Origin of the sequence: Mesorhizobium sp. M1004, assembly GCF_040318795.1 — a bacterium.
GTDB lineage: Bacteria > Pseudomonadota > Alphaproteobacteria > Rhizobiales > Rhizobiaceae > Mesorhizobium.
This window is the reverse complement of record NZ_JAMYNB010000003.1, coordinates 266,572-281,856: the sequence shown is the minus strand read 5'-3', so window position 1 is coordinate 281,856 and position 15,285 is coordinate 266,572. Positions and strand designations below refer to the sequence as shown.

Here is a 15,285-nt window from a genome sequence, read left to right as displayed (position 1 = left end):
TCCCGTTCCCCCGCAACCGGATATGAGTGCTGGACATCATGTTTATACCCAATCTACTTTCCGCTGAAAGCGGGAGCGAGGCCATAGTGCGGGCACGGATTGTCATCGTCGAGGACGAGCCCGATCTCCGGGACGCGGTCGCCGAGTATCTCGGCGCCAACGGCTACGATGTGACCCAGGCCGGAAGCGCGGCCGAGGCGCGCGCCTTGCTGGAGACGGAACCGTTTCATTTGGCCATTCTCGACATCGCCATGCCGGGCGAGGACGGACTGTCGCTCGGCCGCTGGCTGCGCTCGAAAATACCGGTCGGCATCATCTATGCCACGGCTGCCGGCACCGCACTCGACCGCATTGTCGGGCTGGAGCTTGGCGCCGACGACTACATCGTCAAGCCCTACGAGTTGCGTGAGGTGCTGGCTCGTGTGCGCAGCGTGCTGCGCCGCGTTCCGCAGCCGAGCCCGCCCCAGGCGGCGAAGACACAAGCCGATGGCGGCCGCCGCCTGACCTTCGGCCCGTTCCAGGCCGACCTCGACGGCAGGCTTGTCACCGGCGCCAACGGCGCCGTCATCGACATGGCCAAGAGCGAGTTCGATGTGCTGGAGGTTTTCCTGACCCGCGCCAACCGGCTGTTGACGCGATCGGCGATCTCCGAGGCGATTGGTTTTGTTGAGGATCCTGAATCGTCGCGCGCCGTCGACATTCGCATCATGCGGCTGCGCAAGAAGATCGAAACCGATCCGGCCAATCCGAAATTTTTGCGCACAGTGCGCGGCGAAGGCTATATCTTCTCGCTGCCGACCGGTGACGGGCACTAGAGCAATTACAGGAAAAGTGTACGCGGTTTTTCCGCCCGGAATTGCGTAAAAACAAAGAGATAGAGCGCTTCTCCGTTTCCGTGAAACGGTGAAACGCTCTAGCAATTCCAGGAACAGTACGTAGCGATTTTCCGTTCGGGATTGCATTGAAACATGGAGCGTTTCACCTTTTTCGTGAAATGCTCCATAGCTGCCTAATCCGACGGCCCTTTACTGATGGCTGACATGACCGCTGAACCAGCACCACGCATGGACCCGCAAGGCGCTCGCCAGAGCGCCGCGATGACGGCTGTGCGAGTCGTCCGCCGGTTGCGCGATGCCGGCGACTGGCAGCGCGAGATGGAAACCATCCTCGAAACGCTCTGCAGCGCCATGAATTGCCAGCGCGGCATCCTGTTCAGGCTGCGCGAATTGCCCGGCCAGGGCTTCGCCCAATCGGTCGCCGCCTACTGGATCGATCCTCGCTTCGGCGGCGAACTGGCTTCGCCGACGGTGATCATGCAGTCGATCGTCGATACCGATCCGCTGCTGGAGCGGATTGGAGAGGACGAGCGGCAAGGCAAAATCTTCGCCGGCCATACGCGCGATCTCGACGGGTTCCTCAGGGCCGATTTCGAAAAGCAGCACATCAAGTCGTTCCTGTCGGTATCGGTGTTCGCGCACGGTCATCTGTGGGGCACGTTCGCGGTCAATGACTGCCTAAACGAGCGCGAATGGACCGAAGAGGAAGAGGCGACGATGCACATCATCGCGCTCGCCATCGGCGACGCCATCGAGCACTCGCCGTCCGACGCCCATGCCAGCGAAGTCATCCGCCGCACCATGCTGCAGGCGTCGCTCGACGCCATCATCGTCATCGACGAGACCGGCTCGATCATCGAATTCAATCCGGCCGCCGAAAAGATGTTCGGCTATCAGCGCAGCGACATCCTCGGCAAGGACCTGCTCGATACCGTGGTGCCGGAATATTACCGCAAGGGCTATGTCTCGGGCGCCGAATACATGTCTGGCCGCGGCGCGCCGATGGTTGGCCAGCGGCTTGAGACCGTGACACAGAATGCGGCCGGCGAGGTGTTTCCCATCGAATTGACGGCGACCGAGATGCGGGTGGCCGACCGTCAGCTCATCTTCGGTTCGATCCGCGATCTGCGCGATAAGCTGCGCGCCGAAGAAGAGATCAACCGCCAGCGCGAAAAACTGCACCAGAACGAGAAGATGGCGGCGATGGGTTCGCTGCTGGCCGGTGTTTCGCACGAGCTCAACAATCCGCTCGCCGTGGTCGTTGCTCAGTCGACGCTGCTGCATGAATTCGCCACCGACCCGCAGACCAAGGTTCGCGCCGAGAAAGTGCGCGCCGCTGCCGAGCGCTGCGGCCGCATCGTCAAAAGCTTCCTGTCGATGGTGCGCCTGCATCCGGCGGCGCAGGCCGAGACCGATCTCAACCAGGTGATCCGCGCGGCACTCGAAGTGACCGCCTATGGCGCACGCTCGAGCGGCATCATCATCGACACCGATTTCGCGCCCGGCCCGCTGCTGGCGATGGCCGATGCCGACCACGTCACGCAGGTGGCCGCCAATTTCCTGATCAACAGCCAACACGCTCTGGCCGGTATCGGCGGCGACCGCCTGATCAAGGTGCGGACATTCCGCAGCGATCGCGGCAACCCCGGGTTTTCGGTCGAGGACAACGGACCGGGCATTCCCGAGGCGATCCGCAGCCGCATCTTCGAATCCTATTTCACCACCAAGCCGGTCGGCGTCGGCACCGGCATCGGCCTGTCGATCTCGAAATCGATCGTCGAGCGCCACAACGGCAATATCTGGTTCGAGGAGGTGCTGCCGCGCGGCGCGCGCTTCGTCGTCCAGCTGCCGGTAATCACCGGCGGCGCGGCAGCAGCCGGCGACAGCCCGGCTCGTTCCAGCGGCTTGCGCTATGCGCTGATCATCGACGACGAACCCGACGTCGCCGGCTCCCTCTCCGACATCCTGGAACTGATGGGTATCAAGTCGCGGGTTGTGCCGGCCTGGACGTCGGCGGCGGCGACCTTGACCGGCCACATGCCGCCAGACATCGTCTTTTCCGACTTGCGCATGCCCGGCACCAGCGGCATTGCCATCTACCGCGAATTGCTCGCCGACAACCTGGCGCTGGCCAAACGCTTCGTGCTGGTCACCGGCGACCTGATCGGCGCCAAGGCCGAGATCGAAGCCTTGCCGGCGCCGCAGCGCCCGCAAATCCTGGAAAAGCCGTTCTCGACGCTGGACGTCCGCGGCGTACTCTCGGCAATAGCCGACCAGGTCGCCGCCGCCGGCTAAGTTTTCGAAAGCACCCACGTAGGGTCTATCGAGATTCGGGTCAGGCCGAGTCGAGAATGGTGGTTCCCGAGAACCGGAGCGGAGCGTACTTGAAGTACGCGAGCACCGGAAGCGCAGGGAACCTCCATGCGCAGGCCGGCCTCACCCGAATCTCGATAGACCCTAAAAAAGAGGCTCCCGACCGAGGGAAGCGGCGGGAGCCAAGAACGAGCGCGGGAGGAAGCGCTCGGGAGGTTCAGAAAACGTTGGGTGTCGTGGTCAGCGGCGCTGCGTTGGCGATCATGCGGACGGCACGCGCCTTGTGCACGCCGGACTGGGCGGCGATGACGCGCAGGCACTCCGCGCTCTCGGCGCCCCAGGCCTGACCCTGGCAGGCAAAATCGATTTCCGGCTCCGGCAGCCGGGCGGTCTTGATGGTGGTCGGCGCGCCCTGGACAACATTGGCCGGCGGGTTGAGCGAAGCAAAAGCCGGACCGGAAGCCGGTGTCAGGAACATGACGGCCAGAGCGCAGGCGCCCAGCATGGAGAACATCGCAACCGGATGGTCGCTGGCGCGCTGACGCAGTGCCAGTTTGGCGCGTCGTTCGTTGCTGGTGATCTCGACTTTCGTATGCATTGCTGCTCCCCTTCGTTTTCTTATGAAACGAACCTAAGCGCGCCTGGTAACGGGCGAATGATGCGCTTGGCTTGCCCGCGTAACAGGTTTGAAACAAGAAATTCGGGCATATCCGGACAGATCCGGTCATGTGCCGACGGCAAGATGCGTTTGCGAAGCTGTTTCATGCGGGCAATCAAATGTTGACGACAGGCGGGCCGCGAACGCACCAAGCCCGCTTCCTGTCGGCCGCACTATGAACAAGCTCACACTGCGGATCGAATTTGCGGACGCCAGGTATTTTCGTCTCGGAGCGGGCCGTGTTTGCAAGCTCGGCACGGCCAAATCCGCATGCCGGACAGCTATTTCACGCCCCCGGTTAACGCCCGGATATTCCGGGATTTTCTGGCTTTCAGCTGGTCCTGTTGTGCCGACTTGAAAAGTTGTGATTTCTACAAGCCGTTGCATTTCAATGTAAAATATGGTTTTATTGAATGAGTATTCAATAAAAGAAGAGCTTTTTTATGAACCCGCATCTCCGTGACGTGGCGATCCCCAATGATTGGGACCGGCGGGGTCTGCCGGGCTGGAGTTATCACTCCGACGCGCTTCTCGAACTTGAGAAGGAATACGTCTTCCGCAACCATTGGCAGATCGCCGGCCATGTCTGCGACGTGCCGAATGCCGGCGACTATCTGACTATGGATGTGGTCGGCGAGCGGGCGCTCATCGTGCGCGGCAACGACGGCGTCGTGCGCGCCTTCAACAACATGTGCCGGCATCGCGGCAGCCGCGTCGTCGCCGACAGCCAGGGCACCTGCAAGAACGCGCTGGTCTGCCCGTTCCATGGCTGGGTCTACAATCTCGACGGCACGCTGCGCGGCGCCGCCCGGCCGCGCTCCTTCCCCGAGCTTGACAAGACCGAATTCGGCCTGATGCCGCTCGACCTTGAGATATGGATGGGCTTCATCTTTGTCCGCTTTCGCAAGGGCGGCCCGCAGACTTCGGTGGCCGAACTGTTGAAGCCGATCGAGGCCGAGATGGCACACTACAACGTGGCCGAGATGGTGCCGTCCTGGGGCATCTGGACACAGAAAACGCCGGTCAACTGGAAGTCGGTGCGCGACGTCGACAATGAAGGCTACCACGTCGCCATGGCGCATCCGGCGCTGCAGGATCTCTACGGCTCGACCTATTTCGACGAGCCGTTCATCAACGGCGTGTCGCGCTCGTTTGCCACCTACAATCCGCATGCCGGCCGGCGCTGGAGCGTGCGCGAATACATCAAGCTCACGCCCGATGCCTCACACCTGCCGGAGCATCTGCGCAGGGCCTGGATCTATTACGGCATCTTCCCCAACAACGCGCTGTCGATCATGCCGGAATCGGTGCAGTTCTATCAGGAGTTCCCGCTGTCGACCGGCGAGACGCTGCTGCGCGGCGCCATCTACCGCTACCCCGACGAGACCCGGGAACAGGCGGCCGCCCGCTATCTCGCCTACCGCATCGACCGCGATACCATGAACGAGGACGTGCAGCTTTCCGTCTGGTCAAACGAGTCCATGATCTCGGAGGCCTTCGAGGGTTTTTATCTCTCCGACCTCGAATACGGTGTGCGCACCCACCACGACCATCTGCGCAAGCAGATCCCGGTGCTGGGCCTGGAGACGGCGCCGGAGGAGAAGGACATGTGGAACCTCAATGAGGCTATGCGCTCGCAGGTGTAGGGGCGGAACTGCCAGTCACCCCTGCCACACGCCCTCTTTGCGCAGATCATCCATGGTCCGCGAAATGCCTTCGCGCAGGATCGCCACCATGTCGTCGATCTGCTCTCGCGTGATGATCAGCGGCGGCGACATCACGCACATGTTGATCAGCGGCCGGACCAGGAGGCCGAGTTCGTGGCAATGCGCGTCGATGCGCTTGCCGACATCCTTGTCGAGCTGCAGCGGATCCTTGCTTTCGCGGTCGGCTACGCACTCGACGCAGCCCATCAGGCCCATGCCGCGGACTTCGCCAACCAGCGGCAGTTCCTCCAGCGTCTTCAACTGCGCCTGGAAATAGGGCGCGACATCGCGCGTGTGGGCCAGCACGCTGTCTTCCAGGATATCGAGGTTCTTCAGCGCCACCGCGCAGCCGATGGGATGACTGGTATAGGTCAGGCCATGGCCGAACATCGCATCGGGATGGTTGGAACGGCGCATTTCCTGAAGCAGCCGCTCCGAGATGATGACGCCGCCAAGCGGGAAATAGCCTGATGTAACGCCCTTGGCGAAGGTGATCATGTCGGGGTCGATGCCGAAGCCACCGCCGGAGGCAAAGACATGGCCGAGCCGCCCGAAGCCGGTCACCACCTCATCGGAGATATAGAGGATATCGTTGTCCCTGCAGATTTCGCGAATGCGCTTGAGATAGCCATCCGGCGGCACGACGACGCCGCCGGATGCCTGCACCGGTTCGCCGACGAAAGCACCGATCTTCTCTGCGCCGACGCGGGCGACCGTATCGCGAAACTGCTCGACCAGGAAATCGCAGAAGGCGGCGATGTCAATGCCTTTCGGCCGCCGGAACGGGTCTGGCGAGGACAGTTTGACGACCAGATCGTCGGCGCCGTCCATCCAGTCGCGGTCGCGCGGCCGGCCGTTGAGCGAGGCCGACAGATAGGTCGAGCCGTGATAGGCGCCGCCGCGGCTGAGGATCAGCTTTTTTTCCGGCCGCCCGCGCACATTGTTGTAGAACTGCATGAAGCGCAGTGCCGTCTCGACAGCCGACGATCCGCCGGTGGTGAAGAAGGTATGGCTGAGATCGCCCGGCGCATGATCGGCGAGGCGCTTGGCGAGCTCGGCCGACGGCGCATTCATCGTATACCAGGGCGTGTTGTAGGACAGCATCATCGCCTGGTCGTACATCACCCTGGCCAGCTCCTCGCGGCGGTGGCCGACATTGATGCACCACATGCCGGCCGGCCCGTCGATCAGTCGCTTGCCTGTTACATCGGTGATGTAGATGCCATCGCCCTCGCCAATCAGCGCACGCGCTTCATTGCCGACCGAGCCGGCATAAGGCCAGGGCTGGATGAGATGGCGCTTGGCCAGCTCGACCGCATCGCCACCGTCAGCCATTTCCATCGCTCTTAGGTCTCTTGCAGCCGCCATCATTGCCTCGCATCGTCTGAGCGTAATTTCACCGGACAGAAAGCGAAGCGCCAAGGGCAGGAAAGCCGGCATTCTTCACTTCATTTTGAATGTCCGTTCAATCAATATTACAGAAATAGCGCTTGATTTCAATGCACGGATGCGCTCATGATGAAAGAAAGCCGGCAAGCTTGGAGCGCAACCAGCAAAGCGCGCTCCGCAAAATTGGGAACAGGCAGCCGGCCCGGTCAATGGGAGCATCATGGCGGAACAGTTCGAGCCAGCAACCGAGATCACGCCCGGGTCGCTGCAATGACGGTAGCTGCCGAAGGGGTGCCCACGCGACGCATGACGCGAGCAAGGCGAAACGCCCTTCTGCAGTCCGAATCCGTCCAGGGCCTTGCCCTGATCAGCCCGACCTTGGTCTACGCTTTGATCCTGCTGCTGGTGCCGATCCTGGTGGTCTTCGCCCACTCCTTCTGGACGCAGAACTACCTCACCATCGACCATACATTCACGCTGGAGAATTATCGCATCGCGCTGACCGAGCCGATCTACCGCGATCTTCTGTGGCGCTCGCTCTACATTTCCCTGACGGTGAGCTTTTTCACCGTCATCCTCGCCTATCCGATCGCCTATTTCATCTCGTTCCATGGCGGTCGCCACAAGAGCCTGTGGCTGTTCCTGATTACCATCCCGTTCTGGACCAGCTATCTCCTGCGCGTGATGTCATGGAAAGTCATCCTCGGCTATAATGGCGTGCTGAATTCCGGCCTGATGGGCCTCGGCATCATCGACGAACCATCGACCGCGCTACTCTACAATTCCAGCGCCGTCATCATCACGCTCACACACGCCTGGGCGGCCTTCGCCATCCTGCCGATCTTCGTTTCGCTCGAGAAGGTCGACCGCACCTTGGTCGAGGCTGCCACCGATCTTGGCGACGGCCCGCTGCGCTCCTTCCTGCGCGTGACGCTGCCGCTGTCGGCGCCGGGCGTCATCTCGGCCGCTCTCATCGTCATGATCCCCACCGTCGGCGACTACGTCACCCCAAGGCTGGTCGGCGGCAAGGATGGCGTGATGATCGCCAATGCCATCGAGTCGCAGTTCCATAAGGCCTCCAACTGGCCACTCGGCGCGGCATTGTCCGTGACCACCATGCTGGTCGTGACGCTGATGGCGGGCGCCACCGTGCTCATCATCCGCGCGCTGCAGAGGCTGGCGCGATGACGGCGAGGCGGCGCCTTTTTCCCGGCGGCTGGCTGTCCGCCTACGCCTTCCTCTACGTCGTCTTTCTCTATCTGCCGGTGATCTTCCTGCCGATCTTCTCGATCAACACCGCGCCGACGCCGAAATTTCCTCTCACCGGCTATACGCTGAAATGGTACCAAGACCTGCCGAAGACGCCGGCGCTGCTTGACGCCGCCTGGAACAGCCTGATCGTCGGTATCTCGGCATCGGTGCTGGCGACGCTGCTCGGCATCCTCGCCGCCCGCTCGATCACCCGCTACCGCTATCCCGGCCGCCGCACTATCAATGGCCTGATCATGGCGCCGCTGGTGCTGCCGGAAATCATCCTCGCCATCTCCATGCTGCTGGTCATGCTGCAACTGGGCTTAAGCCTTTCGCTGTTCACCGTCGTACTCGGCCATGTCCTGATCTGCATTCCCTATTCGATGACGGTGCTGACCGCCGGTTTCGAGGGCTTCGACCGCAGCCTCGAAGAAGCCTCCGCCGATCTCGGCGAGAGTGCCTTCGGCACCTTCCGGCGGGTGACGCTGCCGATGGTGGCGCCGGCGATCATTTCCAGCCTCCTGGTCTGCTTCACCATCTCGCTCGACGAGTTCGTCATCGCTTTCTTCCTGACCGGCACCGAGACGACGCTGCCGATCTATATCTGGGGCCAGTTGCGCTTTGCCGCCAAGCTGCCGGGTGTGTTGGCGCTGGGCACGCTGCTGCTGGTTGCCTCTTTCGTTTTGATGACCGTTGCCGAGATCCTGCGCCGCCATGCGGCCAGACGCACCCAGAGCGAGGGAGGCCTCTATGCCTGAGCAGTCCCGGGCCGAACGGCCTCAGGATGAGCCATCCAAGCAAGATAAGTCCGAGCGGGCCCAATCTGATCGACCCCAAACCGACCGAGCAATGATCGAAATCCGCAGCGTTACCCGCAGCTATGGGGCGTTCAAGGCGCTCGACGACGCCTCGCTGACCATCAAGGAGGGCGAATTCTTTTCGCTGCTCGGCCCTTCCGGCTGCGGCAAGACCACGCTGCTGCGCATGATTGCCGGTTTTGACAACCCGACCAGCGGCTCGATCTCGGTCGGCGGCCAGTCGATGGAAGGCATCCCCGCCAACCGCCGGCCGACCAACATGGTATTCCAGAGTTATGCCATCTTCCCGCATCTCAATGTCGAGCAGAATGTCGCCTATGGGCTGAAACGGCTCAGGCTGGGAGGAACGGAAGAAAAGCGCCGCGTCGAGGAAGCGCTGGCGCAGGTGTCGCTCACCGGCCTCGGCAAACGCCTCGCCACCGAGCTTTCCGGCGGCCAGCGCCAGCGCGTGGCGCTCGCCCGCGCCTTGGTGATGCGGCCCAAGGTGCTGCTGCTCGACGAGCCGCTGTCGGCTCTCGACAAGAAATTGCGCGAGCAGATGCAGGTCGAACTGCGCCGCCTGCAGCAGGCGGTCGGCATCACCTTCGTGCTGGTCACCCATGACCAGTATGAGGCGCTCGCTATGTCCGACCGCATCGCCGTAATGTTCGGCGGCAAGATCGCCCAGGTCGCCTCGCCCAAGGAAATCTACCAGCGGCCGGTCAACCGCCAAGTCGCCGATTTCCTCGGCGGCATGAATTTCGTAAAAGCGCAGATCATAGAGGAGAATGCCGCCTCGCTGGTCGTCGACACGCTGGGCTTCGGCCGCGTCAGGACCGACAAGCCGAAGGCCTTCATGCGCAATGGCGGCGGCGCCACTCTGGGCATCAGGCCGGAGCGATTGCGCGTGCTGTGGGACAATGCGACGGCGAAATTCGAAGTGGCCGGCAAGGTGGTCGAACGCCACTATTTTGGCGAGATCACCCACCTGATCGTCGAGATACCCGGATTGGAAAAGCCACTGTCGGTCACCGAGACCAACGACTTCGGCGCCGACGATATCCCCGTCGGCACGTCGGTCCGCCTCGGCTACGATCCCGAGGCCCTGGTGGCGATGGCGGACTGAGCATGATCCCGAAAAGTGGGAACCGATTTTCGGAATAAGATCATGCTCCACTAAGAATTTTAAGTTCCGTCGCGATCTGTTTGGCTGCGATCCGCCCCATCACGATGGCGCCTTCGACATAGCCCGGGAATGACGGCGACAGTTCCGACGATGCTAAATGAACCGGGGCAGCGCCGGCACGGATCGTGCGCTCGGCATCCCGTGCCGTCACATCGACAATTAGGTCGCTGTAGGCGCCGCCGCTCCAGCGGTCATCGATCCAGTCGCGCTGGCTGAAATCGATAATGCCGGCCGCCTCCGGGCCAAGGGCATCAACGAGCCTTGCCGTGACTTCCGCACGCAGCGCCGCGTCCGCGAGCGGACGCCAACGCAACGCCAGTGGTCCGCCGACGAAGACGACCAGCGCGGCATGTTGCGCATCCTTGCTGGCGTCACAGGCGAACAGGCCCGGCAGGTCGCGCCACATCACCATGCCGCACAGGTCGCGCTCGCGCCAGAACGGCGTGGGATAGCGCACCAGGATCTTGATCACCGCACCGCTTTCCCAGACGCCGAGCGCCTTTGCGAGAGCCGGCGGCAGAGCGGGCGCGAAATCCAGCTTCGCGGCCGTCGCCGGCGGCAGCGCGACCAGCACTTTTCGCGCTTCGATGGAGCTGCCTGCCGAGACGGCACGAACCCCTTGCGGGCCGTGCTCGATGCGCGTAACCGGCTCGTTCAGCCAAACCCTGTCGCCGAGATCTCCCGCCATGTCCTCGGCCAGCGACTGCATGGTTTCGAGCAGCGAATATTGCAGCTCGGGCACCTCGTTGGTGATGCGGCGGTCATTGTCGATGAGGTACCACAGCGGCACCTTGTCCATCGCCAGGCACCACAGGCCTTCGATCATCGAGCGGAAAGCCGTCTTGGCGTCAGTGGGATCATGCTGGCGTTCGAGCCAGGCGGCAGCGCTCATGCCGGCGATCGAGGGATCGTCCGGCTCGATCGCATTCATCCGCTCGCGGATTGCCATCGCGCCATGATAGGTCCGTTCGGCCTCTTCGACCGACAGCGATGGATGGGTGATGAAATCGCCATTCACATAGGTTTCGACGAAGGCCTTGCCACGGGACGCGGCCAGCGCCGTCACCTCCGGCATGTCTTCGCAGAAAAACTGGCCGCCGCTGTCGATGCGCTCGCCAAGCCCGTTGCGAATAGCCTCGACCCTGCCGCCGACGCGGTCGCGTGCTTCGAGCAGCACGACATTGATGCCGGCCTTTCTCAGCTCAAGCGCAGCCGACAGGCCGGTGAAACCGGCGCCGACGATGACGACATCGGTTTTTTCAGTCCTGTCGCTCAATAGCCGGCCTTGATCTTCTCGAATTCCGTGACCATGCGCTGCTTGAGCTCAGGCGGCACCGGCTGCTGGAACAGCGTCTTGTCCAAGAACTTGTCGAGATTGTCGAAGCCACGGTCGCTCAGCACCTGATGGTCGATCGCGGCCATCCCGGCGCTGTTGCCGTGGCCGTAGCCGAAGGTCTTGACCAAGTAATCGGAAACGGCATGCGCGTTGACCGCACTGAGGAAATCATAGGCATGATAGAGCTTGCCCGGCGCATCCTTCATCAGCACATAGCCGCACACCCAGGTGGATATGCCTTCCCTGGTGTCGCGGTTCATGGCGATCGGCATGCCTTGGCCCCTGAGCGTCACGAAGGTCTCATTCCAGCCCCAGACGAGGTCGACCTCATTGCCGGTAAAGGCCTGGTTGAGGTCGGTGTCGTCGGTCCAGTAAAAGCGGATGTTCTTGTGGACGTCACGCAGGAAGGCGGACGCCTCCTGGAACTGCGCGTCGGTCATCTTGGTCCAGTCCTTGAGGCCGATGACCAGGCTGGCCAGCGCATAGGCGTCATCGACATTGTCGCCGATGGTGACGCGGCCCTTGAATTTTGGATCGGCGAAAATCTTCAGCGACTGCGCTTCCTCCGCCGTGACCTTGTCGGTGCGGTAGAGCAGCGAAGTGTTGCCCCAGTCGAACGGCATGAACCAGGCCTTGCCGTCGGCGGTGACGGCGAGATCCTTCATCGCCATGATGCCGGGATTGAGATCCTTCCAGCCGGCGATCCGGGAGGTGTCGAGCGGTTGCAGAATGCCGGCCGCGCGCCACTTGGTCACGCTTTGCGAGCAGGGGTGGGCGATGTCGGCCTTGAAGCCGGCGCGCATCTTCTGGAACGCTTCCTCCTCGTCGCCGAAGAAAGCAAAGGTCGGCTCGGCGCCGTATTTGGCGGTGTAGTCGGGGTGCAGCAACGGATCTTCATAGCCTGACCAGTCGAACACGACGAGGTCGCCGCCGCCTTCGGCATAAGCAAGCACGGCGCCGGCGCCGACTGTAAGAGCAGCGGCAAGGGCGAGGCGGCGAAGCATGGAATTCATGGCGCGAAACTCCTCATCGCGAAAAGCGGCCGGGCGACGTTACGGAATTTCAGCGGCCTTGGCGAGACCGTCTGCCCGGCGCACTGACAGGCAGACGGAGGAGGCCGGACAGAGCTTTAGTAGCCTGCCTTGATCTTCTCGAATTCGGCGATCATCTTGAGCTTGAGCGACGACGGCACGGGCGATTGGAACAGGGTCTTGTCGACGAATTTCTGCACGTCGTCATAGCCCTTTTCTTTCAGGATCGCCGGGTCGACGCCGGCCATGCCCTTGGTGTTGGCCTGGCCATAACCCCAGTCCTTGACCAGCACCTTGGCGGTCTCGGGATCGTTGATCGCGTTGAGGTAGTCATAGGCCTTGTCGACATTGCCGGGTGCGTCCTTGAACAGCACGTAGCCGCAGACCCAGGTCGAGATGCCTTCGTCCGTATCCTTCTTGGACTTGATCGGCACACCGGCAGCGACGGATTGTACCGTGGCATCGTTCCATGCCCAGGCGAGATCGACCTCGCCGCCGCTCAGCAACTGCACGACGTCGGTGGTATCGGTCCAGTAGGAGCGGACATTTTTGTGCACCTGACGCAGGAAGTCGGAAGCCTGCTTGAACTGGTTGTCCGTCATCTTGGTCCAGTCCTTAAGCCCGATGGCAAGGCTGGCCAGCGCATAGGCGTCGTCGACATTGTCGCCGATTGAGACCCGCCCCTTGAACTTGGGATCGGCGAAGGCCTTCAGCGACTGCACATCCTTCGCGTCGATCTTGTCGGAGTTGTAGGTGAGCTGGGTGTTGCCCCAGTCCCACGGCATGAACCAGGCCTTGCCGTCCGAAGTGGTGGCCAGATCCTTCATCGCCATGATGCCGGGATTGAGATCCTTCCAGCCGGTGATCTTCGAGGTGTCGAGCGGCTGCAGCAGCCCCGCCTCACGCCACTTTGTCACGCTCTGCGAGCAGGGATGGCCAAGATCGGCCTTGAAACCGGAGCGCACTTTCTCGAAGGCTTCGTCCTCGTCGCCGAAGAAGGCGAAGGTCGGCGAGTCGCCGTTCTTCTCGACATATTTGGGGTGGAAGCTCGGGTCCTCATAGCCGGACCAGTCGAACACGATCAGGTCCTTGTCGGCGGCGACCGCAATCGCCGCGGCCGAACCAGCCAGCGTCGCCGTCAGCGCCAATGTCAGTGTCAGGCGTCGGGTTATTCTTTTCATGCTGTTCCATCCTCTTTGTCATTGCATTGCCGACTCGACTGGCCGGCTTCTGGTTATCCGTAGTGCTTGGGAAAGGCGGCTGCGAGGAACGCGTTGGCCGCTTGCAGCGCGGTTTCGCGCGTGGTGTCTTCGGTTCCCATCATCAACCGCAGCCACAGGCCTTCCAACATGGCTGACAGCACCAGCGCCATCACCTGCGGCTCATAGGCATAGCCGCCGCTCTGCTTGAGCGTCGCGCAGAGGTCGATGAAGACCTGCTGGTAATATGCGTCGCGGGAACTGCTCAGCGCCTGATAGACCGGCCGCGACTTGGCCTCGCCCCAGAAAGCGAGCCAAGCGGCGAGCTTGCGCTTGTTGCAGATCGAGCGGTCGAAGTCGGCCCAAACCAGAATCTGCAATTGGCGGGCTGGGTCATCACCGGCTTTCCGCAGGGCAGCACGCCAATGTGCCGAATACTCGTCATACATATACTGCAGGGTGGCGATCAGCAGCTTCTCTTTGCTCTCGAAATGAAAGTTGACGATGCCGCGCGACAGGCCGGCGCCATCGGCGACATCGGCCATCGTCGTCTCCGCGTAGCCGCGCTTGGCCAGCGAATCGATGGTCGCTTCGATCAGCTGCTGTTGCCTGACCTCCTTCGACGCCTTGCGGCCGCGTTTTTCCGGTTCGGTTTCTCCAGACGTGTCGGAGGATCGCTCTTCGCGCGCAGCTTTCATCGGTGCCGTCATGCTCCACATTGCCGGCTATCCCACGACAGCCGGCTTCCACCCGCGAAGATGAGTGGGACGGTGCTCGCCACTGTCAAGCACCTTCTTCATGGCCTCCCAGGTCTTGATGTTCTTGTCGATATAGGCCGCTCCGACCGCGGCTGCCGCCGTCCCGTAGAGCGGGCCTTTCAGCCTTTCCAGCTCGCCGCGCGCGACCTTGCGATACCAAGAATTGCGGTCTCTGACGGCGACATCGGCAAAGCCGGCGCTGCGCATCGCTTGCGCATAGCGTGCCGGCGAGGCCATGGCGAAGGACAGGCCTTCGGCCGCGACATAGGCCTTCATCTCAGATGACGGCTCGCCGTCATGGCCGATCAGCCAGTCGGAGGCGGCAAAGACGCCGCCCGGTTTCAGCACGCGGAAGATTTCGGCAAACAGCGCGTCCTTGTCGGGCACATGCAAAAGCGCGTCCTTGGAGAACACAACATCGAAGGCGCCATCGGTGAAAGGCAGCGCTCCGGGCGGCGCCTGGACGAAGCTGGCGCGGTCTGAAAGCCCTCGTACAGCAGCCCGCTTTCTGGCCGCCTCGATCACCGGCCGCTCGATGTCGAAGCCGGTGGCATGAGCGGCACCGTGGCGCTCGACCAGATGCAGCGCGATGCCGCCGGAGCCGCAGCCGATGTCGAGGATCGTCTTGCCCCTGAGCGACAGCCCTTCGACTACCCGGTCGACCTCGTCTGGTCCGCCGGGCGACAGATAGCCCTCGCCCCACAGCGCCTCGAGGAAGCGGATCGCGGCGTCGTCATATTCCGGCTCGCCATCTGCCGTTTCGATCATCAGACCTTAAGTCCCGTCAGCCGAATTGCGCAGGTTCGAATGCCGGCAAAGCGTAGC

At 62.3% G+C, this 15,285-nt stretch carries 13 protein-coding genes; 6 read left to right on the top strand and 7 right to left on the bottom strand.

The window, feature by feature from the left end; genetic code table 11:
- The first annotated feature begins 86 nt into the window (after positions 1 to 86).
- Both NKH54_RS08315 and NKH54_RS08310 read left to right on the top strand, forming a co-directional pair.
- Entirely contained in the window at positions 87 to 815 is a 729-nt protein-coding gene (locus tag NKH54_RS08315) for a response regulator transcription factor (protein WP_023701369.1), read from the top strand.
- 225 nt (positions 816 to 1,040) lie between these two features.
- On the top strand, positions 1,041 to 3,131 hold the full coding sequence (locus tag NKH54_RS08310) for a PAS domain S-box protein (protein WP_352511850.1): 2,091 nt from the start codon (positions 1,041 to 1,043) through the stop codon (positions 3,129 to 3,131).
- A 235-nt stretch (positions 3,132 to 3,366) separates the two neighbouring features.
- Here NKH54_RS08310 and NKH54_RS08305 read toward each other — a convergent pair whose 3' ends face one another.
- Positions 3,367 to 3,747: a hypothetical protein gene (locus tag NKH54_RS08305; protein WP_023683947.1), complete on the bottom strand. Its 381-nt coding sequence runs from the start codon at positions 3,745 to 3,747 to the stop codon at positions 3,367 to 3,369.
- Between the two features lie 503 nt (positions 3,748 to 4,250).
- Here NKH54_RS08305 and NKH54_RS08300 point away from each other — a divergent pair.
- The gene (locus NKH54_RS08300) at positions 4,251 to 5,453 is read left to right on the top strand and encodes an aromatic ring-hydroxylating oxygenase subunit alpha (RefSeq protein WP_353027997.1); all 1,203 of its coding nucleotides are present in this window, start codon (positions 4,251 to 4,253) and stop codon (positions 5,451 to 5,453) included.
- A gap of 15 nt (positions 5,454 to 5,468) precedes the next feature.
- On the opposite strand, the gene NKH54_RS08295 is transcribed toward NKH54_RS08300, so the two are convergent.
- A complete protein-coding gene (locus NKH54_RS08295) occupies positions 5,469 to 6,881 on the bottom strand; it encodes an aminotransferase (protein ID WP_353027996.1) in 1,413 nt (470 codons plus the stop codon).
- A gap of 291 nt (positions 6,882 to 7,172) precedes the next feature.
- Between NKH54_RS08295 and NKH54_RS08290 the strand changes: the two genes are divergently transcribed.
- From NKH54_RS08290 to NKH54_RS08280, 3 genes are all read left to right on the top strand, one after another.
- Positions 7,173 to 8,090, top strand: a complete 918-nt coding sequence (locus NKH54_RS08290) for an ABC transporter permease (RefSeq protein ID WP_023701363.1) — start codon at positions 7,173 to 7,175, stop codon at positions 8,088 to 8,090.
- Positions 8,087 to 8,911 carry an ABC transporter permease gene (locus tag NKH54_RS08285; RefSeq protein WP_023670071.1) on the top strand — a complete coding sequence of 275 codons (825 nt, stop codon included), beginning with the start codon at positions 8,087 to 8,089 and terminating at the stop codon, positions 8,909 to 8,911. The genes NKH54_RS08290 and NKH54_RS08285 overlap by 4 nt, the downstream gene beginning before the upstream one ends.
- Positions 8,912 to 9,002: 91 nt before the next feature.
- Entirely contained in the window at positions 9,003 to 10,076 is a 1,074-nt protein-coding gene (locus NKH54_RS08280; RefSeq protein WP_023690124.1) for an ABC transporter ATP-binding protein, read from the top strand.
- A gap of 40 nt (positions 10,077 to 10,116) precedes the next feature.
- Here NKH54_RS08280 and NKH54_RS08275 read toward each other — a convergent pair whose 3' ends face one another.
- From NKH54_RS08275 to NKH54_RS08255, 5 genes are all read right to left on the bottom strand, one after another.
- Positions 10,117 to 11,412, bottom strand: coding sequence for a flavin monoamine oxidase family protein (locus NKH54_RS08275; RefSeq protein ID WP_353027995.1), 1,296 nt, complete (start codon positions 11,410 to 11,412; stop codon positions 10,117 to 10,119).
- Positions 11,409 to 12,485 (bottom strand): extracellular solute-binding protein, encoded by a 1,077-nt coding sequence (locus NKH54_RS08270; RefSeq protein WP_353027994.1) that lies wholly within the window; start codon positions 12,483 to 12,485, stop codon positions 11,409 to 11,411. The genes NKH54_RS08275 and NKH54_RS08270 overlap by 4 nt, the downstream gene beginning before the upstream one ends.
- A gap of 116 nt (positions 12,486 to 12,601) precedes the next feature.
- A complete protein-coding gene (locus tag NKH54_RS08265; RefSeq protein WP_353027993.1) occupies positions 12,602 to 13,684 on the bottom strand; it encodes an ABC transporter substrate-binding protein in 1,083 nt (360 codons plus the stop codon).
- 53 nt (positions 13,685 to 13,737) lie between these two features.
- Complete coding sequence (betI, locus tag NKH54_RS08260) at positions 13,738 to 14,400, bottom strand: transcriptional regulator BetI (RefSeq protein WP_353027992.1); 663 nt, start codon at positions 14,398 to 14,400, stop codon at positions 13,738 to 13,740.
- A 27-nt stretch (positions 14,401 to 14,427) separates the two neighbouring features.
- Entirely contained in the window at positions 14,428 to 15,228 is an 801-nt protein-coding gene (locus tag NKH54_RS08255; protein WP_353027991.1) for a class I SAM-dependent methyltransferase, read from the bottom strand.
- Between the last annotated feature and the right edge of the window lie 57 nt (positions 15,229 to 15,285).

What these genes read in the sequence shown, in the direction of transcription:
- NKH54_RS08290 (WP_023701363.1), top strand. Translation starts at nt 7,173, where the DNA reads ATGACGGTAGCTGCCGAAGGGGTGCCCACGCGACGCATGACGCGAGCA.
- NKH54_RS08265 (WP_353027993.1), bottom strand. Translation starts at nt 13,684, where the DNA reads ATGAAAAGAATAACCCGACGCCTGACACTGACATTGGCGCTGACGGCG.
- betI (WP_353027992.1), bottom strand. Translation starts at nt 14,400, where the DNA reads ATGAAAGCTGCGCGCGAAGAGCGATCCTCCGACACGTCTGGAGAAACC.
- NKH54_RS08295 (WP_353027996.1), bottom strand. Translation starts at nt 6,881, where the DNA reads ATGGCGGCTGCAAGAGACCTAAGAGCGATGGAAATGGCTGACGGTGGC.
- NKH54_RS08280 (WP_023690124.1), top strand. Translation starts at nt 9,003, where the DNA reads ATGATCGAAATCCGCAGCGTTACCCGCAGCTATGGGGCGTTCAAGGCG.
- NKH54_RS08300 (WP_353027997.1), top strand. Translation starts at nt 4,251, where the DNA reads ATGAACCCGCATCTCCGTGACGTGGCGATCCCCAATGATTGGGACCGG.
- NKH54_RS08285 (WP_023670071.1), top strand. Translation starts at nt 8,087, where the DNA reads ATGACGGCGAGGCGGCGCCTTTTTCCCGGCGGCTGGCTGTCCGCCTAC.
- NKH54_RS08305 (WP_023683947.1), bottom strand. Translation starts at nt 3,747, where the DNA reads ATGCATACGAAAGTCGAGATCACCAGCAACGAACGACGCGCCAAACTG.
- NKH54_RS08310 (WP_352511850.1), top strand. Translation starts at nt 1,041, where the DNA reads ATGACCGCTGAACCAGCACCACGCATGGACCCGCAAGGCGCTCGCCAG.
- NKH54_RS08270 (WP_353027994.1), bottom strand. Translation starts at nt 12,485, where the DNA reads ATGAATTCCATGCTTCGCCGCCTCGCCCTTGCCGCTGCTCTTACAGTC.
- NKH54_RS08255 (WP_353027991.1), bottom strand. Translation starts at nt 15,228, where the DNA reads ATGATCGAAACGGCAGATGGCGAGCCGGAATATGACGACGCCGCGATC.